24 protein-coding genes are annotated in these 24,711 nt (G+C 59.8%); 13 read left to right on the top strand and 11 right to left on the bottom strand.

Going from position 1 to position 24,711, the window contains the following annotated elements; all coding sequences use genetic code 11:
• Positions 1 to 26 precede the first annotated feature (26 nt).
• Positions 27 to 614: an NAD(P)H-dependent oxidoreductase gene (locus tag ACM6IN_RS09380; RefSeq protein WP_414915847.1), complete on the bottom strand. Its 588-nt coding sequence runs from the start codon at positions 612 to 614 to the stop codon at positions 27 to 29.
• Positions 615 to 700: 86 nt separating this feature from the next.
• Between ACM6IN_RS09380 and ACM6IN_RS09375 the strand changes: the two genes are divergently transcribed.
• On the top strand, positions 701 to 1,336 hold the full coding sequence (locus ACM6IN_RS09375) for a TetR/AcrR family transcriptional regulator (protein WP_414915846.1): 636 nt from the start codon (positions 701 to 703) through the stop codon (positions 1,334 to 1,336).
• Positions 1,337 to 1,518: 182 nt separating this feature from the next.
• On the opposite strand, the gene ACM6IN_RS09370 is transcribed toward ACM6IN_RS09375, so the two are convergent.
• Positions 1,519 to 2,151 carry a TetR/AcrR family transcriptional regulator gene (locus ACM6IN_RS09370; RefSeq protein ID WP_007908165.1) on the bottom strand — a complete coding sequence of 211 codons (633 nt, stop codon included), beginning with the start codon at positions 2,149 to 2,151 and terminating at the stop codon, positions 1,519 to 1,521.
• Positions 2,152 to 2,314: 163 nt separating this feature from the next.
• On the opposite strand from ACM6IN_RS09370, the gene ACM6IN_RS09365 reads away from it, so the two are divergent.
• Positions 2,315 to 2,755, top strand: a complete 441-nt coding sequence (locus tag ACM6IN_RS09365) for a hotdog fold domain-containing protein (protein ID WP_007908162.1) — start codon at positions 2,315 to 2,317, stop codon at positions 2,753 to 2,755.
• Between the two features lie 64 nt (positions 2,756 to 2,819).
• Here the strand turns inward: ACM6IN_RS09365 and ACM6IN_RS09360 are convergent, their stop codons facing one another.
• Entirely contained in the window at positions 2,820 to 3,506 is a 687-nt protein-coding gene (locus ACM6IN_RS09360) for a GNAT family N-acetyltransferase (RefSeq protein WP_007908154.1), read from the bottom strand.
• Positions 3,507 to 3,755: 249 nt separating this feature from the next.
• Here ACM6IN_RS09360 and ACM6IN_RS09355 point away from each other — a divergent pair, with 249 nt between their 5' ends.
• On the top strand, positions 3,756 to 5,531 hold the full coding sequence (locus tag ACM6IN_RS09355) for an alpha/beta hydrolase (RefSeq protein ID WP_414893764.1): 1,776 nt from the start codon (positions 3,756 to 3,758) through the stop codon (positions 5,529 to 5,531).
• A 93-nt stretch (positions 5,532 to 5,624) separates the two neighbouring features.
• On the opposite strand, the gene ACM6IN_RS09350 is transcribed toward ACM6IN_RS09355, so the two are convergent.
• The gene (locus ACM6IN_RS09350; protein ID WP_414915845.1) at positions 5,625 to 6,182 is read right to left on the bottom strand and encodes a YceI family protein; all 558 of its coding nucleotides are present in this window, start codon (positions 6,180 to 6,182) and stop codon (positions 5,625 to 5,627) included.
• 74 nt (positions 6,183 to 6,256) lie between these two features.
• Positions 6,257 to 7,612 (bottom strand): MATE family efflux transporter, encoded by a 1,356-nt coding sequence (locus ACM6IN_RS09345; RefSeq protein WP_007908144.1) that lies wholly within the window; start codon positions 7,610 to 7,612, stop codon positions 6,257 to 6,259.
• Positions 7,613 to 7,811: 199 nt separating this feature from the next.
• On the opposite strand from ACM6IN_RS09345, the gene ACM6IN_RS09340 reads away from it, so the two are divergent.
• From ACM6IN_RS09340 to ACM6IN_RS09330, 3 genes are all read left to right on the top strand, one after another.
• Positions 7,812 to 8,372, top strand: coding sequence for a chorismate mutase (locus tag ACM6IN_RS09340; RefSeq protein ID WP_414915844.1), 561 nt, complete (start codon positions 7,812 to 7,814; stop codon positions 8,370 to 8,372).
• A 123-nt stretch (positions 8,373 to 8,495) separates the two neighbouring features.
• On the top strand, positions 8,496 to 8,858 hold the full coding sequence (locus tag ACM6IN_RS09335) for a hypothetical protein (protein ID WP_414915843.1): 363 nt from the start codon (positions 8,496 to 8,498) through the stop codon (positions 8,856 to 8,858).
• 147 nt (positions 8,859 to 9,005) lie between these two features.
• Entirely contained in the window at positions 9,006 to 10,649 is a 1,644-nt protein-coding gene (locus tag ACM6IN_RS09330) for a diguanylate cyclase (RefSeq protein ID WP_414915842.1), read from the top strand.
• 8 nt (positions 10,650 to 10,657) lie between these two features.
• Here the strand turns inward: ACM6IN_RS09330 and ACM6IN_RS09325 are convergent, their stop codons facing one another.
• Positions 10,658 to 11,353 (bottom strand): hypothetical protein, encoded by a 696-nt coding sequence (locus ACM6IN_RS09325; protein ID WP_414915841.1) that lies wholly within the window; start codon positions 11,351 to 11,353, stop codon positions 10,658 to 10,660.
• A 149-nt stretch (positions 11,354 to 11,502) separates the two neighbouring features.
• Here ACM6IN_RS09325 and ACM6IN_RS09320 point away from each other — a divergent pair, with 149 nt between their 5' ends.
• Both ACM6IN_RS09320 and ACM6IN_RS09315 read left to right on the top strand, forming a co-directional pair.
• A complete protein-coding gene (locus ACM6IN_RS09320; RefSeq protein ID WP_414915840.1) occupies positions 11,503 to 12,969 on the top strand; it encodes a DUF1254 domain-containing protein in 1,467 nt (488 codons plus the stop codon).
• A gap of 22 nt (positions 12,970 to 12,991) precedes the next feature.
• Positions 12,992 to 14,473, top strand: a complete 1,482-nt coding sequence (locus tag ACM6IN_RS09315) for a DUF1254 domain-containing protein (protein WP_414915839.1) — start codon at positions 12,992 to 12,994, stop codon at positions 14,471 to 14,473.
• Positions 14,474 to 14,549: 76 nt separating this feature from the next.
• Here the strand turns inward: ACM6IN_RS09315 and ACM6IN_RS09310 are convergent, their stop codons facing one another.
• Together ACM6IN_RS09310 and ACM6IN_RS09305 are read right to left on the bottom strand one after the other, a co-directional pair.
• Positions 14,550 to 14,936 (bottom strand): c-type cytochrome, encoded by a 387-nt coding sequence (locus ACM6IN_RS09310; protein ID WP_414915838.1) that lies wholly within the window; start codon positions 14,934 to 14,936, stop codon positions 14,550 to 14,552.
• 52 nt (positions 14,937 to 14,988) lie between these two features.
• Positions 14,989 to 16,320: a PLP-dependent aminotransferase family protein gene (locus ACM6IN_RS09305; RefSeq protein ID WP_414916086.1), complete on the bottom strand. Its 1,332-nt coding sequence runs from the start codon at positions 16,318 to 16,320 to the stop codon at positions 14,989 to 14,991.
• An 89-nt stretch (positions 16,321 to 16,409) separates the two neighbouring features.
• On the opposite strand from ACM6IN_RS09305, the gene ACM6IN_RS09300 reads away from it, so the two are divergent.
• Positions 16,410 to 17,303 carry a DMT family transporter gene (locus tag ACM6IN_RS09300; RefSeq protein ID WP_414915837.1) on the top strand — a complete coding sequence of 298 codons (894 nt, stop codon included), beginning with the start codon at positions 16,410 to 16,412 and terminating at the stop codon, positions 17,301 to 17,303.
• A gap of 3 nt (positions 17,304 to 17,306) precedes the next feature.
• Here the strand turns inward: ACM6IN_RS09300 and ACM6IN_RS09295 are convergent, their stop codons facing one another.
• Positions 17,307 to 18,122 (bottom strand): cupin domain-containing protein, encoded by an 816-nt coding sequence (locus tag ACM6IN_RS09295; protein ID WP_414915836.1) that lies wholly within the window; start codon positions 18,120 to 18,122, stop codon positions 17,307 to 17,309.
• Positions 18,123 to 18,404: 282 nt separating this feature from the next.
• Here ACM6IN_RS09295 and ACM6IN_RS09290 point away from each other — a divergent pair, with 282 nt between their 5' ends.
• Positions 18,405 to 18,923, top strand: coding sequence for a carboxymuconolactone decarboxylase family protein (locus ACM6IN_RS09290; RefSeq protein ID WP_414915835.1), 519 nt, complete (start codon positions 18,405 to 18,407; stop codon positions 18,921 to 18,923).
• Between the two features lie 253 nt (positions 18,924 to 19,176).
• Complete coding sequence (locus tag ACM6IN_RS09285; protein ID WP_414915834.1) at positions 19,177 to 21,432, top strand: GAF domain-containing protein; 2,256 nt, start codon at positions 19,177 to 19,179, stop codon at positions 21,430 to 21,432.
• Here ACM6IN_RS09285 and ACM6IN_RS09280 read toward each other — a convergent pair.
• Positions 21,400 to 22,845, bottom strand: coding sequence for a SulP family inorganic anion transporter (locus ACM6IN_RS09280; RefSeq protein WP_414915833.1), 1,446 nt, complete (start codon positions 22,843 to 22,845; stop codon positions 21,400 to 21,402). The two genes, ACM6IN_RS09285 and ACM6IN_RS09280, sit on opposite strands and share 33 nt — an antisense overlap.
• A 157-nt stretch (positions 22,846 to 23,002) precedes the next feature.
• On the opposite strand from ACM6IN_RS09280, the gene ACM6IN_RS09275 reads away from it, so the two are divergent.
• Together ACM6IN_RS09275 and ACM6IN_RS09270 are read left to right on the top strand one after the other, a co-directional pair.
• Positions 23,003 to 23,320 carry a hypothetical protein gene (locus tag ACM6IN_RS09275; protein ID WP_007908121.1) on the top strand — a complete coding sequence of 106 codons (318 nt, stop codon included), beginning with the start codon at positions 23,003 to 23,005 and terminating at the stop codon, positions 23,318 to 23,320.
• 53 nt (positions 23,321 to 23,373) lie between these two features.
• Positions 23,374 to 23,919 carry a hypothetical protein gene (locus ACM6IN_RS09270; protein ID WP_007908120.1) on the top strand — a complete coding sequence of 182 codons (546 nt, stop codon included), beginning with the start codon at positions 23,374 to 23,376 and terminating at the stop codon, positions 23,917 to 23,919.
• Positions 23,920 to 23,957: 38 nt separating this feature from the next.
• On the opposite strand, the gene ACM6IN_RS09265 is transcribed toward ACM6IN_RS09270, so the two are convergent.
• Positions 23,958 to 24,593 carry a hypothetical protein gene (locus ACM6IN_RS09265; RefSeq protein WP_007908119.1) on the bottom strand — a complete coding sequence of 212 codons (636 nt, stop codon included), beginning with the start codon at positions 24,591 to 24,593 and terminating at the stop codon, positions 23,958 to 23,960.
• Positions 24,594 to 24,711: the final 118 nt, after the last annotated feature.

Raw genomic sequence — 24,711 nt, 5'->3', positions numbered from 1 at the left:
GCAGCCTTCGGCAGCTCCTACAGGGGTTATGTGAAGATTTGGCTGCCGAGTTCCCTTGCAACCGCCAACTGCTCCCGTGGATCGCGCAACTCCGATTCCGGCAGCAACGTCGAACTCAGCACTGTCGTCCCGCAGTAATCGAAAATCCCGTGTTCAATCTGCGCTTTCATCGCCGCGCCATAGCCATGGCGTTCATAGGTGCGCGCATCCGCGCCGGCGAGGCCGACCAGGTGCACACGCAGGCGCTGCAGCAGCTTCACATGCTTGAGGTCACCACTGAAATCAAAAGCCCAGCCATTGCTGAACACCCGATCAATCCAGCCTTTGAGCAATGCCGGCATCGACCACCAGTACACCGGGTACACCAGCACCAAGGTATCGGCGCGGTCGATGCGTGCCTGCTCGGCCAGGACATCGGCGGGCGGCGCGGACTCACGGTGATGTACGGCGAAATCGGCCGCGCCGAAACGTGGTTCGAAGCCTTCGGCAAAGAGATCGGCGATTTCAAAAGTGTTGGCCGGGTTAGCCTGAACAAGGCTTTCGGCAATTTGCGCGGCGGCGCTGTGGGTCAGCGAGCGTGGGTCGTGATGCGCGACGACGATCAAGGCGTGCATGGCAATTCTCCGGTTGGTGATTGCTCACCAAGGCTTATATACTCTTGGTAAGTTACGAACAGTAAGTTACGTTTGGTATATAAACGATGTCAACCACTGAAATCAGCCAACCCGTCCCCCCGGCTCCGCGGCGTCGCCTGTCCCGTGAAGATCGCCTGCGCCAATTGCTCGATGTCGGCTGGCAAATCATCCGCGCCGAAGGCACCGACGCCCTGACCCTCGGCTATCTCGCCGAAATGGCCGGGGTGACTAAACCGGTGGTGTACGATCATTTCGTCACGCGCTCCGGATTGCTCGCAGCGCTCTATCGGGATTTCGATGCACGACAAACGTTGCTGATGGACGCCGCCGTCGCCCAAAGCGAGCCGACACTGACCGGCATCGCTGCGGTGATTGCCACCGCGTACGTTGATTGCGTGATGCTGCAGGGCAACGAGATACCAGGGATCATCGCTGCGCTGGCGAGCACCCCGGAACTGGAGAAGATAAAGCGCGAGTACGAGGCGATCTTCCTTGAAAAATGCCGCCGCGATCTGGCGCCGCACGCGAGCGGCGGGCAGATCAGCCAGGCCGCATTGCGGGCGATGCTCGGCGCCGCCGAAGCGCTGTCGCACGCGGCGGCCAACGGTGAAATCAGCACGCAAGAGGCCAGTGACGAACTGTTTGCGACCATCTTGGCCATGGTCGAACGCGCCGCCGCCCGGGCGACTGGCGGTACTTGAGCCGCCACTTGCACACTCCTACGATGGAATCACGCAGTAGCTCCGCTCTTCGAGCACTGCGTAGGCACGGGTGCTCTGAACCCCAATCAAGCCCGTGCCTTGCTTCATGCGCACCTTGAGCCTCACGGGCTCCACTTCCTCCCCATCAAAGAGCTTTGAGGCTCTTTTTTTGTCTGCGTAAATCAGCAGTCCGGCGGTGCGTCGGCGCAAATCGAGCGCCAGGCCGCTTGTGCCAGCAACTCGCGATAGTCCGCCGGGCTGCCCTTCACTCGTCCGGCCAACCAGGCGCGGCAGTAACTGTCGGCCTGGCCGATGATCAACGACGGCAACAGTTCGGCGGGCAGCGCCTTGAGTTCGGCAGCGCGTCCCGATTCGGCCAGCCAGTCGCGCAGACGCAGATTGCGGGTCTTGTTGCGCTCGGTCAGTTCGTCTTTGAACGGCCCTTTGGTCACGGCAAATCGTGCGTGGTACTGGAAGCGCGCCCACTGCGGTTGACGTTCGACCCAATCGACGTAGCTGAACACCAGCGCCTGCACACCTTCCTCGGTGGTTTTCGCAGCCTCCAGATAGGCATCGCGCAGGCGCGCCTGATCCTCCAGCGCGGTGAAAAACAATGCGGCGACCAAGCCCTCCTTGTTACCGAAATGGTGATAGATCGCCCCGACGCTGGTGTCGCACTCGGCGCGAATCATGTCGATGGTGGTGGCCTCGATCCCCTGTTCATTGAACAGGCTCAGCGCCTTGCGAAAGATATCGCGCTTGAGTTCGGCGCGACGGCCGGGGTAACTGCGTTCCAGTAGATCTGCGGTGTCCATGCGGCTGACTGCCTGAAAATCGGATTGAAAGGCACACGTCGTGCCCATGAAAAAAACACGCACAGGTTGACAGATTTCCCGCAGACCGAATACCGTTCCGTTACAGAATATTATTCTGTAACGGAACATCATTCTGCAAATTCACTTTTCGCGAGGCGTTTCCATGAGTCAGTTTCTCAGCATGTTCAACAGCGCAGGTCCGCAAGCCTTCAGCCAGATGGCCTGCCAGGTCGCGCCGTACTTCAGCACCATCAACCCGCTGGTGACCGAGTTGCGCGCCAATGCGGCGACGGTGCAAGTGCCGTTCCGTCGAGAGATCACCAATCACCTCGGCACCGTGCATGCCATTGCCATGTGCAACGCCGCAGAACTCGCCGCCGGGATGATGACCGATGTATCGATCCCGGGCGGCGCACGCTGGATCCCCAAAGGCATGACCGTGGAGTACCTGGCCAAGGCGAAAACCGATGTGACGGCAGTGGCCAGTGGTGAAGGTGTGGATTGGCAAAGCGAGGGCGACAAGATCGTCACCGTGGATATTCGCGACACCGAGGGCAAGCACGTGTTCACGGCGCGGATCACCATGAACGTCAAACTCGGCTGAATGACGCGCACAAAAAAGCCCTTGCTGCGCCATTCACAGCAAGGGCTTTTTCAGCGATGTGAGGTCAGTGTACGGTCAGGCGTTGCCGGACAAATTCTTCGGTGTGGCGGGTGGTCTGATCGAGGTGTCGATCGCGCTGTTTCTCAGCATCGAGCATCGCCCGCTTGCCGTTTTTCTGCAGTAGATAGGTGTGGATCTGCTGGACTTCCAGCGACCGGTAAATCGGCGTGGTGTCGATAAATCCGCGCAGGCCGTTGCTGCGGTAATGCCGGGTGCTCATCAATACCTGCGTTTCCCGTGAACCGATCACTTCAAAACCCAAGGCTTCGAAGTACGGGACTTTACCCACGGTGCAGGCCAGTTCCGCGTGGGGATAACGCCCGAGCATTTCGCCGATCAGCGCCCGCGCCACGCCCTGACGCCGATGCCCTTCGCGCACGGCCATATAAGCCACGCTGCAGGCTTCCCAATCGCCCTGCACCGGCAGGTACAACAGAAAACCGATCACTTGCTCTGGATCATCCTCGTCGGTGGCGACCAGCAACTCGACGTCGGTGCCCTTCTCGCCATTCAACGCTTCCAGATACAGATGCACCTCATAGCCGACCGCGTACTGATAGACGTTGTACAGCAGGTTGCTCGGGCCGAGACCGACCGCGCTGATGTCGGTCAGGTAATCGACGACCATTTGCAGGATCTGGCTGTTGACGCCTTCGGGGCATGGGGTTTTGTAGTGGGTGATGCGTGGCATGGCGGGCAAACTCCGGCAGAAAAAACACGTCCCCGACGACTGCAATCGGTGAACAGCGACATCATACCGTGCCACCGTCGACTGTCTGCCAAAAGCATAATCCGCCCCTACGGGGCATCCATGGGGAGATTTAAGCTCAATGAGCCCGCCGCCATTCATTATCTGTTGGCTATATTATTTATGCTGATTAAATCAGTGCCTGACCAAAGGAAAGACTACAACTTAGTAATCCCAAGGAGCACCGTTTGAATGACCAGGCAAGCGCATACGCATACGTCTTCAAAGGAATTAGTCATCCTGTTCCATTCAATCGGAGGATCCCAGGCTAAGCTGGCCGATCTTGAAGCTACCGTATTGAGCGCCTGCATCGAAAACAACCAATCAGTTCCTGACTTTTTCTACCCTACCCTCGACACCAGCATGATGTCGTTCGCCGATCCCTGCGACATCACGCTATCGGTGATGCGGCAGATTGATGAGATTTGGCAAACATCAAACGGTGCGTACTCGGGGATATATCTGGTGGGGCACAGCATGGGTGCCCTGCTTGCACGCAAGGTATATGTGTGTGCTTGCGGGGAAACGCCAGAGGCTCCATTCGAGCCTCAGCTCAGCGGGCAATCGCCGCGAATCTGGGCCAATCGAGTAAAGCGCATAGTCCTGCTCGCCGCTATCAATCGCGGCTGGCGCCTGTCCCCCCATCTGTCGATCAGCAATTTTCTTCGTTGGGGCGCGGGCGTTCTCCTTGGCAACACCATCATGGCGCTGACACTGGGGCGATACACTCCACTGGTTTTTCATATTCACTATGGCGCGCCTTTTCTGACCAACTTGCGTTTGCAGTGGATGGCAATGCGCAGGTCATTCAAAGCCAGGTCCTGTGATCCGGTCATCACCATCCAGTTGCTTGGGTCCACTGACGATCTGGTCTCTCCCGAAGACAATATCGACCTGGTGGCGGGGGATGATTTTTATTACCTCGACGTCCCCATGTCCGGCCATGTGAATGTCGTCGAGACAGATGGGAGCGAAGCGGGCCAAAAGCGTTCACGTGTCATATCTCTGGCACTCACTGGCACGCCTGACAGCCTGAAAGAGGGGTCGATCTTACCGACCGATCAGGATCTGCCCAAAGCCGAAAGTGATGTAACCGATGTGGTCTTTGTCATTCACGGCATACGCGATCAAGGCTACTGGACTCAAAAAATAGCGCGCCGGGTGGTTGCCATGGCTCGCCAGCGCAACAAGTTTATCGATCGCCAGAAGGCGCCGGATACCACCAAGACGGAAAAAAAACAGATCATCAAAACCGAGACATCCAGTTATGGGTATTTCGCCATGCTGCCCTTTCTATTACCCCACATCCGCCGCAAACGTGTGGAATGGCTGATGGATCGTTATGCTGAAAACAGGGCCCTTTATCCGGATGCACAATTTTCCTATGTAGGCCACAGCCACGGGACCTACATGCTGGCCAAAGCACTTGATGATTATGCTTGCCTTCGCTTCAAACATATTGCGTTCGCTGGCAGTGTTGTCAGCACGCGATATGACTGGAGCACTCTGATCAGCCTCGGCCGAGTAAAAAGTGTCGTCAACTTTGTTGCCAGCGCCGACTGGGTCGTCGCCGTTTTTCCGCGCACCTTTCAGATGCTTGAACTCCAGGATCTGGGGAGCGCCGGACACGATGGATTCCAACAGGAAAACGCCGCACTGTTCAAATCCGAGTACGTGAAAGGCGGTCATGGCGCAGCATTACGCGAGGAAAACTGGGACGTGATTGCGACGTTCATTCTCGATGGCAGTAAACCGGCAGAACCTGACTTGGCGCACCAACGCCAGTCATGGACGGTTCAATTAGGCAATTATGCGCCGCAGCTAGTGCTGCTGGCGCTGTTTCTGGTGTTGTGGGGCGGTTACATCCTATTGGCGCCGCTGCTGTCCCTGAGTCATGCCCATTGGACCAGCCTCGTGGCTTTCGCAATGTATGTGTGGGGGGTATGGAAAGTTTTGACGTGGTTTTGAACTTCGCAGCACTTGCTGGTACACCGATGTTTACGTCACCGGTCACGATCGTCCAACCTCGCAGCCAATGCGCATGAAGTGGAACCGGTAGCGTCACTGCTGTGGCGCCACCACTTTGAATTTGATGGCGATGTCCTTGGACACCACGCTGTCCGCCCACTCCCCCGCGCCGAGGCCGAACTCGTCGCGCTTGAGTATCAGGTCACCGTCGAAAATGCCGATGGCGCTGCCCGGTTTCAGTTCCACCGGCACCTGCACTTCGCGGGTAATGCCCTTGAGGGTGAGTTGTCCGTCGATCAGATAGCGACGCTCGGCCAATCGGGTGAAACGTCGGGATTCGAACACCGCCACGGGAAATTTTTCAGTGTCGAACCACGCCGGTTTCACCAGCTCGGTGTTGGCGTCTTCGCTGCCGGCATCGATGCTGGTGAGGTCGATATGCAACGTGGTGTGGGCGTTGGCAAGGTTGTCGGTGTCAAAGTCCAGCGTCGCCTCGAACTTGCCGAAGGTGCCGTACATCCGCGAGCCCATCTGGTTGTAGGTAAAACTGATCTGGCTGGCGGTGGTGTTGACCCGCGTGTATTCGACTGCCTGCGCGGCACAGACGACGCACAGCGAACACGCGGCAGCCAGCAGCGATCGGATCGACATCGGATTCTCCAGGCGGGGCTTGCCGTCGAGGGACTCGATTGACTTAAGCAAACATCCGTCCGATACGCCAGCGCCTACACCAAGCGCTCGATTTTCTGATGCTGCCAGACCAGTTTGTAATACAGGGTCTGCAGTACCAGCATGCCCAGATATGCCACCGGAAACGCCATCCACACGCCTTGCAAACCATATTGCCCGTCCAGCCAGTACGCCGCTGGCAGCTGCACACCGACCACGCAAATGATCGCAATGATCACCGGCACCAACACCGTGCCGCTGGCGCGCATGATCCCGCCAATGATGGCCTGGAAGCCAAACACCAACAGGCTCCACAACATGATGTGCAGCAGATGCTCAGCCATCGCCCGGGTCGAGTCCTCGGTCAGGAACAGTCCCAGCAACCAGTGCGACAACAGGTAACCGAGCACGATCAGGCCGCCGGTCAGGCATACGTTGATCAACAGCCCGGTGCGCAGGATCGGCCCCATGCGCTCCAGCCGCCCGGCGCCGATGGCCTGTGCACCGAGGATCGACGCGGTGATTGCAATCGACAACGCCGGGAACTGCACATAGTTGACGATCTGCGTCACCGCGCCATACGCCGCCGTCGCTTGCGAGCCGTGCTGGTTGACCAGCGCCAGAATCACCAACTCCGACAGCGACAGTACAATCATCTGCACGCCGGTCGGCAGGCCGATGCGCAACACCTTGCCGAGAATCACCCCGTCGAGGCGCAACGCAGCAAAGAACTCGCGGTCCGGCGCCAGTGGATGGCCCTTGCGAATAAGGCGCCACGCCAGCCATGCCATCGCCGCCAGGTTACCGGCCAGCCCCGCATACGCCGCGCTCTGAATGCCCAGTTGCGGCAAGCCGAACCAGCCGCGAATCAGCGCCGGTGTCAGGGCCAGCCCGACGCAGGTCGAGACCATCAGCGCCAGCAATGGCGACAGCGTATCGCTGACCCCGCGCAACAGCTGCGTGAATAACACAAACACCAGCAGCGACGGCAAGATCCACATCATCACATGGGCATACGCCACCGCATCGTCGAGCACATCTGCCGGCGTGCCCAGCCCGGTCAGCGCCTGTCGCGCGAACACGCTGCCCAGCACCGCAGCCACCAGACCGATCAACACCCCGAGCAACAGCGTCGCCCCGGCAATCGCCTTGACCATGTGCGGCTCACGCGCGCCCCATGCCTGACCGATCAACACCCCGGCGCCCGCGCCGAGGCCGATCACCAGTGCGATAAAGAAGAACACGATGGGAAACATCCCCGACACCGCTGCCAACGCCTGGGTGCCGAGCATCTGGCCGATGTAGATGCTGTTGACCGTGCCCGACATCGATTGCAGAAAATTGGACAGCACCATCGGCGCGAGGAACAGCAGGTAGGTGTGCCAGAGTGGGCGTTGGGCGACGGCTTGCATTGAATAGAGGTCCATCTCGACGGCGGGAGGGCTGATGGAGGATAGCTTCGATGAGTTGCACGCGGGGCGCAATTAACATTTCAAATCGGTGTTTATCAGCGGTGCCCGTGCCTGTGTAATTGCCACGCATCTGTAGGCCCCGGTTCAGGGCTGTGGTAAACAACTGCCCACTTTCATCTCTCTCATTGAGGCTCTGTTCATGCCGCACTTTGCCAATCTGTTGACCGGCACCCTCCTCGCCCTGCTCGCCACCAGCGCTCACGCCGCCGCGCCCGCCGAATCGTTGAAGCCGTTGCTGGAAACACTCAACGAACGTCTGAACATCGGCGACCTCGTCGCGCTGACCAAATGGGACAGCGGCAAGCCGATTCAGGACAGCCCGCGTGAGGCGCAGGTCATCGCCAATGCTCGCACGCTGGCCGCCGAGCGCCAACTCGACCCGGAGGACGTGGCGCAACTGATTGCTGCGCAAATGGAGGCGAACAAACTGGTGCAGTACGGTTTGCTCGCACAGTGGCAAGCGACCGGTAGCGCGCCGGACACCCCGCGCCCCGACCTGGGCAAGCAGATCCGCCCGCGCCTGGATGAACTGCAAACCCGCCTGCTGCAGCAATACGCCGCCTTCACGCCGTATCGCCATGACGCCAATTGCCCGGCGTGGCTGGCCAAGGCGCGCAGTGGCCTGGCCCACGATGCGTTGCATGAACTGGCCCTGACGCGGGCGACCGGTGAGCTGTGTGTGCGATCACCAGCCCCATGAAACGGGGGTTCGGGCATACATTGCTGGCGTCGATAGTCACCATCACGTCAATGAAGTTCTCATAAATAATCCACGGCGTAACATCGGCTCCAGACAAACAACTACCCCTTGGAGCACACGATCATGAAACGCCAAACCCTTCTCGGCATCGCTTTCTCGGTTTTCGCCATTAACGCTTTTGCCGCCACTGCGGCACACACCCAGGTCGCTGAAGGCGGCTCGGACAAGCTGATTGAAAGTCGTGTTGCCGAGGGCGGTTCCGATCGTCTGCTCGAACGCCGCGTTGCCGAAGGCGGCTCCGATCGTCTGATCGAACGCCGCGTTGCCGAAGGTGGTTCCGATCGCCTGCTCGAACGCCGTGTTGCCGAAGGTGGTTCCGATCGCCTGCTCGAACGCCGCGTTGCCGAAGGTGGTTCCGATCGCCTGCTCGAACGCCGTGTTGCCGAAGGTGGTTCCGATCGTCTGATCGAACGCCGCGTCGCTTAACGCTGCGGCTTCATCACAATCGCAATAAAAGCCCGGCCTGATCAGCCGGGCTTTTTCACGTCCGCCGCCATCCATTCCCCGACTGGCCACCCACCGCCCATTGCGCATACCATGCGGGCACAACTCCAAAACAGACCTCGCCTGCCCATGCTCAAAGCCAGTCTGCGTAGCCACCTCACCCTTTGGTTTACCGGTTTATCCCTGCTGACACTGCTCAGCGTTGGCTTCTATGTCGGTCACATCGCCACTGAACAAATGAAGCAGGCCAGCGGCAATGCGCTACTCAACACGGCGCGCTCGGCCGCATCGTTGCTGGGTGAACAACTGCGCGAACGCCAGTTGGAGGTTTATCTGCTCAGCCGCGCGCCGCATCTTGAGCGTGGCGATCTGGACAACCCGGCGATTCTGAAATCGATGCAACTGCGCACTCAGGCCCGCGCTGAGTATGCGTGGATGGGCGTGACCGATGCCGAGGGCAAGGTGCATCAGGCCGTCAACGAGTTGCTGGTCGGTCAATCAGTGCAACAACGGCCGTGGTTCCAGGCCGGTTTACGCAGTGAGTACACCGGCGACCCTCACGAAGCGGTGTTGCTGGCGAAATTGCTGCCGGGGCTGCCGAACGGTGAACCGCTGCGTTTCATCGATTTCGCCGCGCCGATCCGCAACGCCGACGGTCAGGTGATTGGTGTCCTGGGCGCCCATGCACACTGGAGCTGGGTCACGCGCATTGTTGAGTCGGCGGCGTTTTCGCATAAAAACTCAATGCCGGATATCGAAGCGTTGATCATCGATCACGATGGCAAGATTCTCTATCCCGAAGCACTGATGGGCCAGCAACTGGCGGCGACTGATTCGAAGTTGCAGGGCTGGACCGCGGGTAACGGCTTCCTCACCAGCATGGTCAGCGTCCCGACGCCATCGAGTACGGCGCTGTCGTGGTCGATTGCCGTGCGCCAGCCACTGGAAACCGCGCTGCAACCGGCGCGCCTGCTGATGTACAAATTGCTGCTACTGGGGGTGGTCGCAGCGGTGCTGTTCGGCCTCGTCGCCTACTATTTGGCGCTGTATCTGAGCCGCCCGATCGAACAGCTCGCCCGTTCGGCCCGACAGGTGCAGAACAAGGAACCCGGCGCGCAATTTCCGCTGCAACACCCGGTGCGAGAAATTGCCCAGTTGGGCCAGTCCATTGATGCGATGACGCAATCACTGCTCGGCAAAGAGCGCGAACTGCAAGAGGCCAATGCCTCGCTGGAAGCCACCGTGGCGCAACGCACCGCAGCGCTGACGCAGGCCAACGCCGAACTGTTGAGCCTGGCAACTCACGATGGCTTGACCGGCGTGTACAACCGTCGCCGTTTCGATGAAAAACTCACCGAATACACACTGCTGTTCCGCCGCACCGGACGCCCGTTTTCCCTGCTGCTGATCGATGCCGATCACTTCAAACAAATCAATGACAGCCACGGCCACTCTGCGGGCGATGAGGTGCTGCAACAGTTGGCGCAGTTGATTCAGAGCAGCCTGCGCACCACCGATTTCGTCGCTCGTTACGGCGGCGAAGAGTTCGCCGTGCTGTTGCCGGAAATCGCCCAACCCGACACCCCGGAAGTCGTCGCCGAGAAGATTCGCGCGGCGGTTGCCGAGGCCGATTTTCCGGTGGTCGGGAATGTAACGGTGAGCATCGGTGTCGGCCTGGCGGATCCGGCCGACAACAGCCACAACGCATTGATCAAGCGCGCCGATCAGCAGCTCTATCAAGCCAAAGCAGCGGGCCGTAATCAGGTCGCATGATCAGCCCTTCACTGTTTCAGGTGTTCGACCAGCTTACCGACCACCAGATCTGACACATGGCTGAATGCCTTGCGCAACGCCTCGGGATCCGTGGCGTACTGCTCCGGTGTGTAGGCGATGGTGTTGGCATCGTTGGACACGGAAATGGTGTCGAAATTGCGCCAGACCGCTGAGCCGTTGCGCTTGATTTGAGCCGTGGCGCCGATCACCGGGTACAGCACGGTGCTGAAGTTCTTCAGGCAGAGTCCCCATTGCGATACCAGAATTTCGACCTCGGCATCGGCTCGCTCACCCTCGCCCACCACGGTAAACAGATGCTCCTGCTGCACGCGATTTTCGAAGCTTTGCCGAATCAACTTGCTCAGGTCAATGTCATGGGTCTTCATGTTGTTGCGAATCGCCAGAGTAATATCTCCGGTGGACACGTCCGCCGCTTTTGTCCCTGCGACGGAGCCCGCCCCCGTCAACGCACCGGCACCAACGGTCGAAGCACCGGAGGCCATGCCCGCCGCTGCGCCGGCTCCAGCGCCCAGGCCTGCACCCCAGGCTTGCGTCATGCTGGTGTACTGAAAGTTGTCGACGGCGACAAACACCGGCAGCACTTTCAGGGTCTTGATCTGCTGGCGGTCTTCAACGCTGAGATCTTTGGTCACGCAACCCGTTAGCAAAACGAAGGCAGCAATAACGCCGAACAATTTTCTCATGTCACATTCAATCCGGGACTTGGGTGTCCGGCATATCGCCCGAACACAGCAATACTTGAATCGCGGACAAGTCCCGGCGAACTCCAAAACTTCAGCTATCTTTTCTGCGATTCACCGATCATGGGTGAATCCTCGAGCAAGGAAGCTATATGAATCGCCGCCATCCTCGTCAGGGCCTGTTTGCCCTGACATTTGCTGCCGCCCTGTGCGCCATCGCCGCGCCGGCCTTCGCCACCGAAACCGCGCCCCTCGGTCCCGTTGCCGGCCCCGTCGCCGGGACCAAAGTCACCGAACCCTATGTGCGCATGATGGCGCGCGAAGCGTATTTCTGGGGTTGGCCAATGGCCAATATTTTCAACCGGCGCCAAGCGTTCAAGGACCTTCCCGAGCCCGGCTTGATGGGCGGCATTGTGCCGGTGGCACCGATCAATCGACTGTCGATGCTCAGCGACTACATCGACCCGGCCGAACGCCTGGTGGCCTGCCCGAATCAGGACGTGGTCTACGGCGCCGGCAGCATTGCCCTGGATCTGGAGCCGGTGGTGCTGCAGGTACCGGATTTCGGCAGTCGCTTCTGGGTCTATCAGGTGGTTGATGTGCGCTCCGACAGTTTTGCCGAACTCGGCAAAATGTATGACACCCAACCCGGTTTCTATCTGCTGGTCGGCCCCGACTGGAAAGGCACGGTGCCGGCCGGGATCAATAAAGTGTTCCGCGCGCGCAGCAACACCGGTTTCGTGATTCCCCGCGTGTTCCAGGACGACAGCGCTGCCGACCGCATGGCCATTCAAGCCTCGTTGTCGGGCGTGGATATGTATCCGCTGTCGCAATACGACGGCAAGGTCAAACATCGCGACTGGGCAAAACTGCCGAAATTTCCGGCGCAAGCTGCTGGCAGCGGTGAAACCAGATGGGTGATGCCGGAGAAATTCTTCGATGAACTACCGGCCCTGCTCAACGACGCCAAACCGCTGCCGGGTGAAGAAGCGCGCTACGCACAAATGACCGCGCTCAGCGCGATCGCCAAGGCCGACCCACAACTCAAGGCCGCGATGATCGACGAAGCGAAAAAGGCCGACAGCGAGGTGATCGATCCGTTGTTGCAGTTCCGCAACTACGGTCTGCCATTGCCCGATCACTGGAGCACCGTGAGCAACGGCGCCGCATTCGGCACAGACTATTTCACCCGCACCGCCGTGGCGCGTTCGAACATCTTCGTCAACCAACAGAAGGAGACCAAGTACTTCTATCAGGACCTCGACAAGTCCGGCACCCGCCTCAATGGTCAGAACGGCTACACCGTAACTTTTGCCAAAGGCCAGCTGCCGCCAGTGAAGGGCTTCTGGTCACTGACGCTGTACAACGAACAGCATTTCTTCTCGCCCAACGAGCTCAAACGTTACTCGATCGGCACCAAGAACAAGTCGCTGCAAACCAACGCCGACGGCTCACTGACGATCTATGTGCAAAGCAACTCGCCGGGCAAGGACAAGGAAAGCAACTGGTTGCCAGCGCCCAGGGACGCCGGGTTTTCCCTCTACATTCGCGCGTACTGGCCTGAGCCGGCTGCGCTGAACGGCCAGTGGGTGCCGCCCGCCGTCGTGAAAACCAATTGAGCGCAACAGGGAGGTCGTGATCATGAATATCTTCATCAAAGCCTTGAGTCTGGCCGCCTCGGTCAGTCTCGGCGCACAAGCCGCCTCGCATTATCAACAACTGGCTGACCTGCCTTTCGCCGGGGGCTATCCGACGCTTGATGGTGTCGCCCAGTTGAAGGAAGAATTGCTGTTCCAACGCGGCGTGCAATCGTATATCTGGGCGCTGCCGGCGCTGAACATGTACGCCATGAAAGAGGGTTCGGAAAAAGCCTTCGGCGCCGGCTACAACGTGTTGCCGATCTGGAAGGATCGCCTCAACGCCAAGACCCGCGTAACCACGCCCAACTCCGATGTGATTTACGCCATGGGCTATCTCGACCTGAAGCAGGACGGGCCGATGGTGATCGAAGTGCCGCCGGGGTTGCAGGGCATTCTCGATGACTTTTTCCAGCGACCGATCTGCTCCGAGGCCCAGATCGAAGGGCGGCAATGGTGCGGTGACGTCGGCCTGCCGGGGCCGGACAAGGGCAAAGGCGCGAAATATCTGCTGCTGCCGCCGGACTACAAGGGTGACGTGCCGGCCGGCTATCTGACCTATCGTTCACGCACTTACGGCGTGTTCGTGTTCTGGCGCGGCTTCTTCAAAGACCCGCAACAGCTTGAAGCGCCGGTCAAGGTCATGGAGCAAACGCGCATCTATCCGTTGGGCAAACAGGCCAGCGCCAAGCCGATGCAATTTCCAAACGCCTCGAAAACCCCGGTCAACATGCTCTACCCCACCGACAGCAGCGCCTTCGACATGCTCGCGCGGTTCATCGATCACGAATACGTCGACCCGCAGGACATGGAGATGCGCGGCATGCTCGCCGCACTGGGCATCGTCAAGGGCCAGCCGTTCAGCCCGGATGCGGCGAGCCGCAAGCTGCTCGACAACGCGGCGAAAACCGCGAGCAAGATCGGTCATGCCATCTCGTACACGCCGCAAACCATCGTCGCTAACGGCACTTGGTACCCGGATCGCAAATGGCTGAACGTATTCCCCGGCAATGCGACCTTCACGGCGGACACCTTCAACTACATTGACCCACGGACAGGTTTCTTCACCAATGCTTACTCGGCCAGTCCGGGCATGGCGGTGAACATGGAAAACGTCGGCGCCAAATACCCGGCCACGTTCGTCGATGCCAAGGGAGAGTTTCTCTCCGGCAGCCACCACTACACGCTCAACCTGCCCAAAGGTATTCCGGCGGCATTGTTCTGGTCGGTCACCGCGTATGACTCGATCACGGCGTCCGGCGTGGATAACGGCCAGCCGTTCCCTTCGCTGAACACCATGGACAAACCTGTGACCAATGCCGACGGTTCGATTGACGTGCACTTCGGCCCGGACTCACCGGGCGCAGGCAAGAACTGGATCAAGACCCTGCCGGGGCAAGGGTTCTTTGTCATCCTGCGCTTGTACGGGCCGACCAAGGCATTCTTCGACAAGGCGTGGAAACCGGGAGATTTGCACAAGCAGTAAACCGGCAGGCTGCGATCTTCACGTCTTGTTTTTAGAAGCAAGACCAAAAGATCGCAGCCTTCTGCAGCGCCTAGCGTTATTGCGAGAAGGTCTGGAGGTAAGCCAGCAGATTATCGAGCTTCTCTTCGTCGCTCAGCCCCCAGAAAATCATCCGCGTGCCGGGCACCACGCCTTTCGGGTCCTTCAGATAGGCGATCAGCGTTTCGCGATCCCAGGTCACCCCCGAATTCTTCATCGCCTCGGAATACACGTAATTAGCCGAGGTACCGGCGGGCCGGCCGATGATGCCGTTGAGTTGCGGGCCGAATCCGGGACGGGCCGATTCGCCAACCTGATGGCAGCCGCCGCACAGACGCGGGAAGATTTTCGCGCCGGCTTCGGGGTCGCCTGCGGCATGGCTGAACGTACTGAACAGGCTGGTGCCGAGAATCACGGCGAGTGACAGTGCAGCGGTGTTTTTCATCGAGGGTTCCGGGTCGGTCTGCATCGGGCGGCGCAAGGGTAGCATTTTGTTTTTACAGGTAAGCGCCAATGATCTTTCTGATTTTGCTTAGTGCCTGACGCAACACCTCCATGTCGACTGAACCCAATGCCAAACGAATCGCATGCGGTACATTGCCCGACACCGAAAACGGCTCCGCCGTGGTGACCGAAATCTGCTCGTGCATCAGCTCGACGACAATCTGGTCGGCGCGCACGTCTTCCGGCAGCGGCAGCCACAGGAAGTACGACGCCGGATGGCCAATGCTCGGCAACCCTTTCAGCACTTCGGCCGCCAGCGCTTGTCGCGCCTTGGCGTCGTTGCGCTTCTGCTCCTCAAGCAGCGTCACCGTGCCGTCGTCGAGCCAGCCGCAGGCAATGGCGGTCATGATGCCCGGTGTGTTCCAGGTGGTGGCGCGGATGATGCGCTCCAGAGCCGGTACCGTTTCTGGCGGGGCGCCAATGAAACCGACGCGCAGGCCGGTGGCGATGTTTTTCGACAGACCCGAGACGTACACCGTGCGTTCCGGTGCCAGATCGATCAGCGTACGCGGTGGGTTTTCCACCAGAAATGCGTAGGCCGCGTCTTCGATGATCGTCAGATCATGTCGACGGGCAATCGCCACCAACTGCTCGCGCTGCGCCAACGGCATCACCCAGCCCAGCGGATTGTGCAACGTCGACATGCTGTACACGGCGCGCACCGAGCGGCTGCGGCAGAGTGTGTCCAGCGCTGCGAGATCCGGCCCCTGCGCACTCAGCGGAATCGCCACGACTTCCAGGTGCAACGCTTCGGCCAGTACCTTGAACCCGGAATAGGTCAGGGCGTCGGCAGCAATCACATCGCCGGGTTTGAGCAATGCCATCAACGTGACGGCGAGGCCTTGCTGGGCGCCATTGACGATCAGCACTTGCTCGGCTTCGACCTGCACGCCGCGCGTCAGCAGATGCCGAGCGACTGACGCGCGCTCGTGGGCACGACCGGCGTGCGGCTGATAACGCAGCAACGCTTCCAGATCTCCCGACAACGCCAACTGGCGCAACGCAGTGCGCAAAAGGTCAGCCTGACCGGGCAATGACGGGTAATTGAAATTGAGGTCGATCATGCCGACCGCAATCTGCTTCTGGTCGATGCCCTGCCCCGGTGCCAGCGAGGTTTCGCGGACAAACGTGCCACGGCCGGCCTCGCCGCTGACCAGGCCCATCGCCTCCAGCTCCGCGTACACCCGCGAAGCCGTGACCAGCGCGAGCCCCTCCTCAGTCGCCAGTTGCCGATGGGTTGGCAGTCGCGTACCCGGCGGCAACTGGCCCGAGCGAATGTCCGCCGCATAGGCATCGACGATTGTCTTGTAGCGCGAACGTGGCATGCCGGATGTATCCATGACAATTCTTTGATTGTGCTGATTCTCGGCTCTAGTATGGCCGCAATGCAACCCACTTCTGAGCGTGATCTGCTATGGAACGGACTTCTAATCTGACGACCCCGGCACTGGAAAAAACCAGCGGCTGGATCAACGGTTTTATCGGCGTAGTGATCTTCAGCGGCTCGCTGCCGGCCACGCGTCTGGCGGTGCTGGAGTTCGATCCGGTGTTTTTCACCGTGGTCCGCGCTGCCATCGCCGGGGTGTTGGCGGTGGCACTGCTATGGCTGTTTCGCGAGCCGCGCCCGGCGCGCGATCAGTGGTTGTCGCTGTTGATTGTCGCGCTGGGCGTGGTGCTTGGCTTTCCACTGCTTACCGCCCTGGCGCTGCAACACGTGACGTCGGCGCACTCGATTGTGTTTGTCGGATTGCTACCACTGGCCACAGCGATTTTTGCTGTGCTACGCGGCGGTGAGCGGCCGCGACCGGTGTTCTGGATTTTCTCCATTCTCGGCAGCGCGCTGGTGGTCGGCTTCGCGCTCGCGCAAGGGCTGACCGCCTCGCCCACCGGCGATCTGCTGATGCTCGCCGCCATTCTGGCCTGCGGCCTCGGCTATGCCGAAGGCGCGAAGTTGTCGCGAACCCTCGGCGGCTGGCAGGTGATTTGCTGGGCACTGGTGCTGTCGCTACCGGTGATGGCGGTTTTGAGTCTGTGGCTGGCGCCCGCCTCGTTCAGCACGATCAGCCTGTCGGCGTGGGTGTGTCTGGGCTATGTGTCGCTGTTCAGCATGCTGATCGGCTTTGTGTTCTGGTATCGCGGTCTGGCTCAGGGCGGGATTGCGGCGGTGGGTCAGTTGCAATTATTGCAGCCGTTTTTCGGTCTGGCGCTGGCGGCGACGCTGCTGCATGAACACGTCAGCCTCGGCATGCTTGCCGTGACGCTGGGCGTTATCCTGTGTGTTGCCGGGGCGAAGAAATTCGCCAAATGATCCTCAGGCGCCGGCCTTCCACTCGCGAGGGCTGAGCCCGGTCTTGCGCCGAAACGCCCGGGCCAGCGCCGAAGGACTTTCGTAACCGACCTCCTCGGCAATCAGCGCAATCGGCTTGCCTTCACGCAAGCGTTTCTGCGCCAGACTGACGCGCCAGCTCAGCAGATAATCGGCCGGCGTCTGCCCGACGACACGGCGAAACTGTTCGGCAAACCCGGCGCGGGACAGGTTGGCGACAGCGGCCAGATCCGCCACGCTCCAGGGCTTTTGCGGTTGCTCGTGCATCGAGTTCAAGGCGCGCGAAAGACGTGGATCGGCCAGCCCGGCGATCATTCCCGGTTGTTGTTCGCGGCTGCTGATCAAGTGCCGCAGCAACAGAATAACCAGCAGTTCGAACAGTCGATCCATCACCGCCACGCGCCCGCAATGCCCTTCGAACGCTTCCTTGAACAGCCATTCCACGGTGTTGCCCAGTTCCGGAATATCCGTCAGTTTCAGCACCAGATAATCCGGCAGTGCCGCCGCCAGCGCATTGCCGGAACCGCCATCAAACGTCAACGTTGCGCAGACTACTTGGGTGTCCATCGCCTCGTCGGCGAACATGCGATGGGCGAAGGGTCTGGGAAAGAAGATCAGCGACGGTTCACTGAGGCGAATCTCGCGTTCGCTGCCCGGTTTGAGCAGCAACTCGCCTGCCTGCAACAAATGAACATGGCCGCATGGCTCGCCGTCGTGAACGCTGAGGCCGCAAAACGTGCCGCTGTGAAAGGTCCCGGCATTGACGCCGAAATGGCTGAGCAAGGTAGACAGGCGATCCATGGACGGCTCCAACAGTTATCGGGCGGCTTGTATTCTTTTCAGCGCTGAGACTGCGTCGCGACCTTCGCGAGCAAGCTCGCTCCCACATTTGAAATGCATTCCCCTGTGGGAGTGAGCTTGCTCGCGAAGACGCCCGTCCAGTCACTACAAATCTGTCAGCGAACGCCAGATCTGGACGATCTGCCGCATATCCTCGACGATTTGCCGCCAATCCACCAGCCTCACTCAATAACATGACCTCCATCCCCGGCGCACTTCGCACCGGATTTTCGGAGAATCACCATGAGCCGCATCCACGCTATCAGCCTCGAAACCGCCACCGACGCCAGCCGCCCAGTACTGGAAGGCGTGAAAAAGAAAATCGGTTTCCTGCCCAACGTATTCACCACCCTGGCCAAAGCGCCGGTGGCCCTGGAAACCTACGTGCAAGCCTCAGCAATCCTCGGCAAGACCTCACTGAGCGCCCAGGAAAAAGAAGCGGTGTACCTCGCCACCTCGCAGGTCAACGGTTGCGATTACTGCCTGGCGGCGCACACCTTGTTTGCCGGCAAGGCCGGGCTCTCGGCACAGGATATCGTCGCCGCCCGCCAAGGCGAACTCAACGCCTACGCCGCCCTCGCCCGTCAGTTGACCGAAAGTCGCGGCCACTTGAGTGATGAACAGATCGCCGCCGCCCGCACTGCCGGTATCGACGATGTGAAGATCATTGAAGTGATTGCACTGGTGGCCGTGCAGAGCCTGACCAACTACCTGAACAACGCGGCGCTGACGGATATCGATTTCCCGGCCATCGATGCCTGATCAAAACCTGACAAACACTGTGGCGAGGGCGCTTGCTCCCGCCGGAATGCGCAGCAGCCCCTCAATATTTTGTGGGGCGTCTCGTCTCCGGCGGGAGCCGGCGCCCTTGTCACAAATCGTTTTGTCTCACGCATCGTGCAATGATGTGCGCAGACCTGAAAAAACAGTTTCACTGCGAGCGGGCGTGCTGAAACCAAACACCGCGCGCAAAGGTCTTTCTTCACACGCAGATGCCCGGAAAGACACGATTCCCATGACAGACTGGTTGCAAGACAACGGTGAGATGGCCGAGCAGATTCGACGCCATGATTGGGCAAGCACCCCGCTGGGTCCGTTGCAAAACTGGCCCGATGTGCTCAAGACCACGGTCTCGCTCAGTCTTGCCTCGCACTTTCCTCAAGCCATCGTTTGGGGGCCAGAACTGATCACCTTGTTCAACGACGCCTTCCTGCCGATTCTCGGCGCTAAACCGAACGCTCTGGGAAGACCTTTCAGCAAGATCTGGGAAGAAGCCTGGAGCGAGATCAGCCCGATTGCCGATGCGGCGTACGCCGGGCAAGCCACTTACATCGAAAACTTTGCGCTGACCATCGAGCGAGGCAGCGGACCGGAGCAGGCGTTTTTTACCTTCTGCTACAGCCCGATCCGCGATTCGCTCGGCAACGTGGTCGGCATGCTCGATACCGTTACGGAAACCACCCAGACGGTTTTTCTCAACCAGCGTCTGGCCGTGCTTGAGGCGCTCGGCAACGCCGTTGCCAACGCGACCGATGCCCAAGCCATTCTCGCCATCACCACGCGTCTGATGGTCGAACATCTGCAGCTGTCAAACTGTGCCTACGCCGACATGGACGCCGATGAGGACGGTTTCACCATTCGCGGCGATTGGGCGGCGCCCGGCTCGCCAAGCATCGTCGGCCACTATCGACTGCGCGACTTCGGTGAGAAAGCCGTGACCTTGCTACGTGCCGGCGAACCGCTGATCATCCATGACAACCGCAGCGAACTCGCCCCTGAAGAATCGGCAACCTTCCAGGCCATCGGCATCACTGCAACCATTTGCGTGCCGTTGATCAAGCAAGGACGACTGACCGCACTGATGGCGGTGCACGACAATGTGCCGCGAGCCTGGTCGCGCTTCGAACAGTCACTGCTGAGCGAAGTCACCGAGCGTTGCTGGGCGCACATCGAACGGGTCCGCGCCGATGCCAACGTGCGTGAAGGCCTGCTGGCGCTGGCGGAACTGAATGCCACGCTGGAACAGCGGGTCGAGGAACGCAGCTTGCGTCTGGCCGAAACGGAGTCGGCGCTGCGCCAGTCACAAAAGCTTGAAGCCATCGGCCAGTTGACCGGCGGTGTGGCCCATGATTTCAACAATCTGCTGACTATCATTCGCTCGTCAGTGGATTTCCTGCGCCAGCCCAACCTGCCGCAGGAGCGTCGTCAGCGCTATATGCGCGCGGTTTCCGACACCGTCGAGCGCGCCTCCAAGCTGACCAGCCAATTACTTGCTTTTGCCCGGCGTCAGCCGCTCAACCCGCAAGTGGTCGATGCGGGCGAACGGTTGGCGAACATCGGTGAAATGCTCGAGTCTGTCACGGGCGCGCAAATTCATGTCAGCGTCGAACGGCCGGACCAACCCTGCTACATCCGCGTCGATCTGAGTCAGTTCGAAACCGCAGTGATCAATATCGCGCTCAACGCCCGTGACGCGATGAATGGCCAAGGCCTGCTGAAATTGCGCCTTGAGTGCGACAAACCACTGCCAGCGATTCGCGGTCATGGCGGCGCCAGCGGCCCGTTTGTGTCCATCGCACTGTCGGACACCGGCGGCGGTATCGATGCGCATACTCTTGAGCATATTTTCGAACCGTTCTTCACCACTAAAGATGTCGGCAAAGGCACAGGGCTCGGGTTATCGCAAGTGTTCGGCTTTGCCAAGCAATCGGGCGGTAATGTCGATGTGTCCAGCCTGGTCGGTCACGGAACGCAGTTTACGCTGTACCTGCCCCAGGTACCGGCGGTTGCGCCGCAGGCCAGCGAGACGTCGGACGAAGGCGAACTGCAGGCGCCGCATGAAAAGCGCCGGGTGCTGGTGGTCGAGGACAATCTGGACGTTGGCCGCTTCGCCAATCAGATCCTGCAGGATCTGGGCTATGACACGACGTGGGCCACCAACGCCGAAGAAGCCTTGAAGTTGGCAGGCGAAGACGCAAGGGCTTTCGACGCAGTGTTTTCCGATGTCGTCATGCCCGGTATCACGGGAGTCGCGCTCGCCAGGGAATTGCGCCGTCGCCGCCCGGATCTGCCCGTGATACTGACCTCCGGCTACAGCGAAGAACTGGCGCGCTACGGTCACGAGGGTTTCGAGTTTCTCGCCAAGCCCTACTCGGCCGATCAGGTCTCGCGGATTCTCAGCAAGACCTGGCTGAAGGCGTCAGCGTCAGCGTCAGCGCCAGCGCCAGCGCCAGCGCCTTCAGTCGTGGTCGACACCGGCACGCTTGAGTAATTTTTTGCAGCGCTCAGACAAATGAAACACCTGCAAATGCTTACCCGCCTTGGCATATCGCTCGCGCAAAGTCTTCAACGCCGCAATCGCCGAGTAATCGACAAAACTCAAATGCCGACAATCCAAAGTCACCCGGGCCGGATCATTGGCCGGATCGAACTGATTGAGGAACGGCGTGGTCGAGGCGAAAAACAGCGTGCCGTGCAGACGATAGAGCTTGCTGCCGTCAGCCTCCAGATGCTCATCGGCATACAGCTCACGGGCCTGCTGCCAGGCAAAGTTGAGCGCCGCAATAATGATGCCGCACAGCACCGCAGTGGCCAGATCGGTAAACACGGTGATGGTGGTCACGGCGATGATCACCAGCACATCATTGAGCGGCACTTTGTTGACCACCCGCAACGACGCCCAGGCGAAGGTCTGCTGCGACACCACGAACATCACGCCGACCAGCGCCGCCAGCGGAATACGCTCGATCAACGGCGACAGGAACAGAATGAACAGCAGGATCAGCACGCCAGCAACCACGCCGGACAAGCGCCCGCGCCCGCCGGAACTGAGGTTGATCACGGTCTGGCCGATCATCGCGCAACCGCCCATGCCACCGAACGCGCCGCTGACCATGTTGGCCGCACCGAGCGCCACGCACTCGCGATCCGGGTAGCCACGGGTTTCGGTGATTTCGTCGGTGAGGTTGAGGGTCAGCAGGGTTTCCAGCAGACCGACCAGCGCCATCAGGATTGCGTAAGGCGCGATGATGCGCAGGGTTTCCAGACTCCACGGGATGTCCGGCAAGGCGAACGTCGGCAAGCCGCCGGCGATGTGTGCCATGTCGCCAAGGGTGCGGGTCGGCAGGCCGAACAGGTAGACCAGCAGACCGACGCCGAGAATCGCTACCAGTGCCGGCGGCACCGCTTTCGTCAGACGCGGCAGGATGTAGACGATGGCCATGGTCAGCGCCACCAGTCCGGCCATCAGGTACAACGGCGTACCGCTGAGCCAGTCTTCACCGCTCTTGAAATGCTCCAGTTGCGCCAATGCAATGATGATCGCCAGGCCGTTGACGAAGCCGAGCATCACCGGGTGCGGCACCATGCGCACCAGTTTGCCCAGGCGCAGCAGCCCGAACGCCATCATGATCAGACCGCCGAGCAACACCGTCGCCAGCAAATACTGCACGCCGTGTTGCACCACCAGCGCGACGATGACCACGGCCATCGAACCCGCCGCGCCGGAGACCATGCCTGGCCGGCCGCCGAACAACGCCGTCAGTGTACAAATGATGAAGGCGCCATACAGGCCCATCAGCGGATTGAGGTGCGCCACCAGCGCGAACGCAATGCATTCGGGCAACAGGGCAAACGAGGTGGTGAGTCCGGCCAGGACATCGGCGCGCAGACGAATCGGTTTCATGGCTTACCTGATTGAGCAGCCGTCGAGCGCGACTGCAGGTGTTCGGAGAAAAGAGGGTTGCGGATGTTACGGAATTGTCCGGGATCGGGCCAGTGAACGCTGACACTTGTCGGCTCGGGCTTTATGCTGGCGCGTTCCTGTATCCATTGAGTTGAACATGTCTGCCTTTCTGAGCGCCCGCGAGGTGTGCCAGCGTTTGCGTGAAGCGGCGCTGGGTGTCCTCACTTTCAAAGTCTGCGAGATGCCTGACGAGGCGGGGCGGGTCGCGGTCGATATCGAGGGCTGGCACCTGCTGCTGGACTTTGAAGGTAGCCGGTTACATCACTGTGAATTCGCCCGCAATGGTGATGGGCAAGAAGGCGCGCTGGAGAGCTGGCAGCGTTATGGCACCGATCCGGTAAGTTTACTCAGTACCTGGGAATTGGCGCAGATCGAGCGATTGCTCAACACGCAGACGAACGAGGTTGCCCAATGATGGCACTCTGCCCATAATTCGCGCCCTCCTCTATTCCCACGCAAGGAACTGCCGTGAAGAAGTCGCTGTTGTTGATCCCGATGCTGGCCCTGCTACTGCAAGGCTGTGGCATGACCATGACTCGTTACGAGCCAAGCTTCGAGAACGTGCAGAAGCTCAAGCAAACCCCGCCGCTCCACGCGATCAGCAATCCTCAGGTCACGGCCGAATCCGGTGAAGGTTCGCTGGTGGTTCGCGCCAACCCGGTTCGCTCGCCGTCCGGCAGCATCCCGGCGCACATTCAGGATGCGATCACTGAAGAACTGCGCAAGGCCGGCCTGCTCGATCCGCAGGCGCAGCGTCAGTTGAAAGTGTTGGTGGTGAAGAACGAACTGTCCGCAGGCATGGGCACGGGCGACGGCAAACTCGCCGCTCGCTTCACCCTGCTCAACGGCAACGATGTGGTGTACGACGCCACCAAGAATGTCAGCAGCCAGTGGAGCAGCAGCTTTTTCGGCTTCATTGCGATTCCGAACGCGGTCAACGCTTACAACCCGATGGTGCGTGACCTGCTGAAGGAACTGTACAGCGATCCACAGTTCATTCAGGCCCTGAAGTAAGAGCAAAAAAAGAGCCGCGATTGCGGCTCTTTTTTTCTTCAGGCCATTGGAATAGCGGTTTCGAGTGCCGAGTACTTCAGGTTTTTGCTATCGACCATTTGCTTGAGCAGCGCGTTGACCTGACGGGTGAAAGTGTCATTCACCGCGTCTTTCGGTGTGTTGGCCATCAGCGGGATGAACCAGATACCGATCCAGGTACCGATCGCATCATGATTGCTCGCGGTGGTCAGGGCCTGACCCTGGCCATCCATGCCTTCCAGGCTCATGGAGTACTGATCGGTGCCGTACGCCGGGATCACCCCCAGGCTGAAACCACTAATAAAGCCCAGTACCATGGAACCGGCATTCGGCGGATGGTTGTACATTTTCAGACGCAGGCTGTAGTCCCCCGGCTGCTTCTGGAACTCGTCCAGGGTGACACGGCCGAACAGACCCGAGTCAGTGAGGATTTTTTGCAGCTGTGGTTTCAGTTGATCACGTGCTTGCGGCACTTCCACGGCGGAACCACTTTTCGGCTCGCCCTGATAGAAATCGAAATCGACGTATACGTTTGGCTTATTGGTGTAGCTGGCCATCGACGGCATGGTCACCGGCGCCACTTCGTCTTTGGTGAAACTGGCACAACCGCCCAGCGCAAGTACCAGCCCCAGCGCCAGAATTTTCCCGAATTGCATGATGATCCGTCCCTATGTATACACATCCAGATGATGGCATTGCGCCTTCATTTTGAAGGCCGGGCGGATTCTAGAGAGAGCGGCGGTCGGGCGAAAGCCTGAATTCGGGAAATCGCAA

The organism is Pseudomonas sp. IT-P395 (genome assembly GCF_949767675.1).
Classification (GTDB): domain Bacteria; phylum Pseudomonadota; class Gammaproteobacteria; order Pseudomonadales; family Pseudomonadaceae; genus Aquipseudomonas.
The sequence above is the reverse complement of the archived record's forward strand: the minus strand, read 5'-3'. Positions and strand labels throughout refer to the sequence as shown.

Coding starts and splice junctions, on each gene's coding strand:
- ACM6IN_RS09380 (WP_414915847.1), bottom strand. CDS start 614: ATGCACGCCTTGATCGTCGTCGCGCATCACGACCCACGCTCGCTGACC.
- ACM6IN_RS09375 (WP_414915846.1), top strand. CDS start 701: ATGTCAACCACTGAAATCAGCCAACCCGTCCCCCCGGCTCCGCGGCGT.
- ACM6IN_RS09370 (WP_007908165.1), bottom strand. CDS start 2,151: ATGGACACCGCAGATCTACTGGAACGCAGTTACCCCGGCCGTCGCGCC.
- ACM6IN_RS09365 (WP_007908162.1), top strand. CDS start 2,315: ATGAGTCAGTTTCTCAGCATGTTCAACAGCGCAGGTCCGCAAGCCTTC.
- ACM6IN_RS09360 (WP_007908154.1), bottom strand. CDS start 3,506: ATGCCACGCATCACCCACTACAAAACCCCATGCCCCGAAGGCGTCAAC.
- ACM6IN_RS09355 (WP_414893764.1), top strand. CDS start 3,756: ATGACCAGGCAAGCGCATACGCATACGTCTTCAAAGGAATTAGTCATC.
- ACM6IN_RS09350 (WP_414915845.1), bottom strand. CDS start 6,182: ATGTCGATCCGATCGCTGCTGGCTGCCGCGTGTTCGCTGTGCGTCGTC.
- ACM6IN_RS09345 (WP_007908144.1), bottom strand. CDS start 7,612: ATGCAAGCCGTCGCCCAACGCCCACTCTGGCACACCTACCTGCTGTTC.
- ACM6IN_RS09340 (WP_414915844.1), top strand. CDS start 7,812: ATGCCGCACTTTGCCAATCTGTTGACCGGCACCCTCCTCGCCCTGCTC.
- ACM6IN_RS09335 (WP_414915843.1), top strand. CDS start 8,496: ATGAAACGCCAAACCCTTCTCGGCATCGCTTTCTCGGTTTTCGCCATT.
- ACM6IN_RS09330 (WP_414915842.1), top strand. CDS start 9,006: ATGCTCAAAGCCAGTCTGCGTAGCCACCTCACCCTTTGGTTTACCGGT.
- ACM6IN_RS09325 (WP_414915841.1), bottom strand. CDS start 11,353: ATGAGAAAATTGTTCGGCGTTATTGCTGCCTTCGTTTTGCTAACGGGT.
- ACM6IN_RS09320 (WP_414915840.1), top strand. CDS start 11,503: ATGAATCGCCGCCATCCTCGTCAGGGCCTGTTTGCCCTGACATTTGCT.
- ACM6IN_RS09315 (WP_414915839.1), top strand. CDS start 12,992: ATGAATATCTTCATCAAAGCCTTGAGTCTGGCCGCCTCGGTCAGTCTC.
- ACM6IN_RS09310 (WP_414915838.1), bottom strand. CDS start 14,936: ATGAAAAACACCGCTGCACTGTCACTCGCCGTGATTCTCGGCACCAGC.
- ACM6IN_RS09305 (WP_414916086.1), bottom strand. CDS start 16,320: ATGCCACGTTCGCGCTACAAGACAATCGTCGATGCCTATGCGGCGGAC.
- ACM6IN_RS09300 (WP_414915837.1), top strand. CDS start 16,410: ATGGAACGGACTTCTAATCTGACGACCCCGGCACTGGAAAAAACCAGC.
- ACM6IN_RS09295 (WP_414915836.1), bottom strand. CDS start 18,122: ATGGATCGCCTGTCTACCTTGCTCAGCCATTTCGGCGTCAATGCCGGG.
- ACM6IN_RS09290 (WP_414915835.1), top strand. CDS start 18,405: ATGAGCCGCATCCACGCTATCAGCCTCGAAACCGCCACCGACGCCAGC.
- ACM6IN_RS09285 (WP_414915834.1), top strand. CDS start 19,177: ATGACAGACTGGTTGCAAGACAACGGTGAGATGGCCGAGCAGATTCGA.
- ACM6IN_RS09280 (WP_414915833.1), bottom strand. CDS start 22,845: ATGAAACCGATTCGTCTGCGCGCCGATGTCCTGGCCGGACTCACCACC.
- ACM6IN_RS09275 (WP_007908121.1), top strand. CDS start 23,003: ATGTCTGCCTTTCTGAGCGCCCGCGAGGTGTGCCAGCGTTTGCGTGAA.
- ACM6IN_RS09265 (WP_007908119.1), bottom strand. CDS start 24,593: ATGCAATTCGGGAAAATTCTGGCGCTGGGGCTGGTACTTGCGCTGGGC.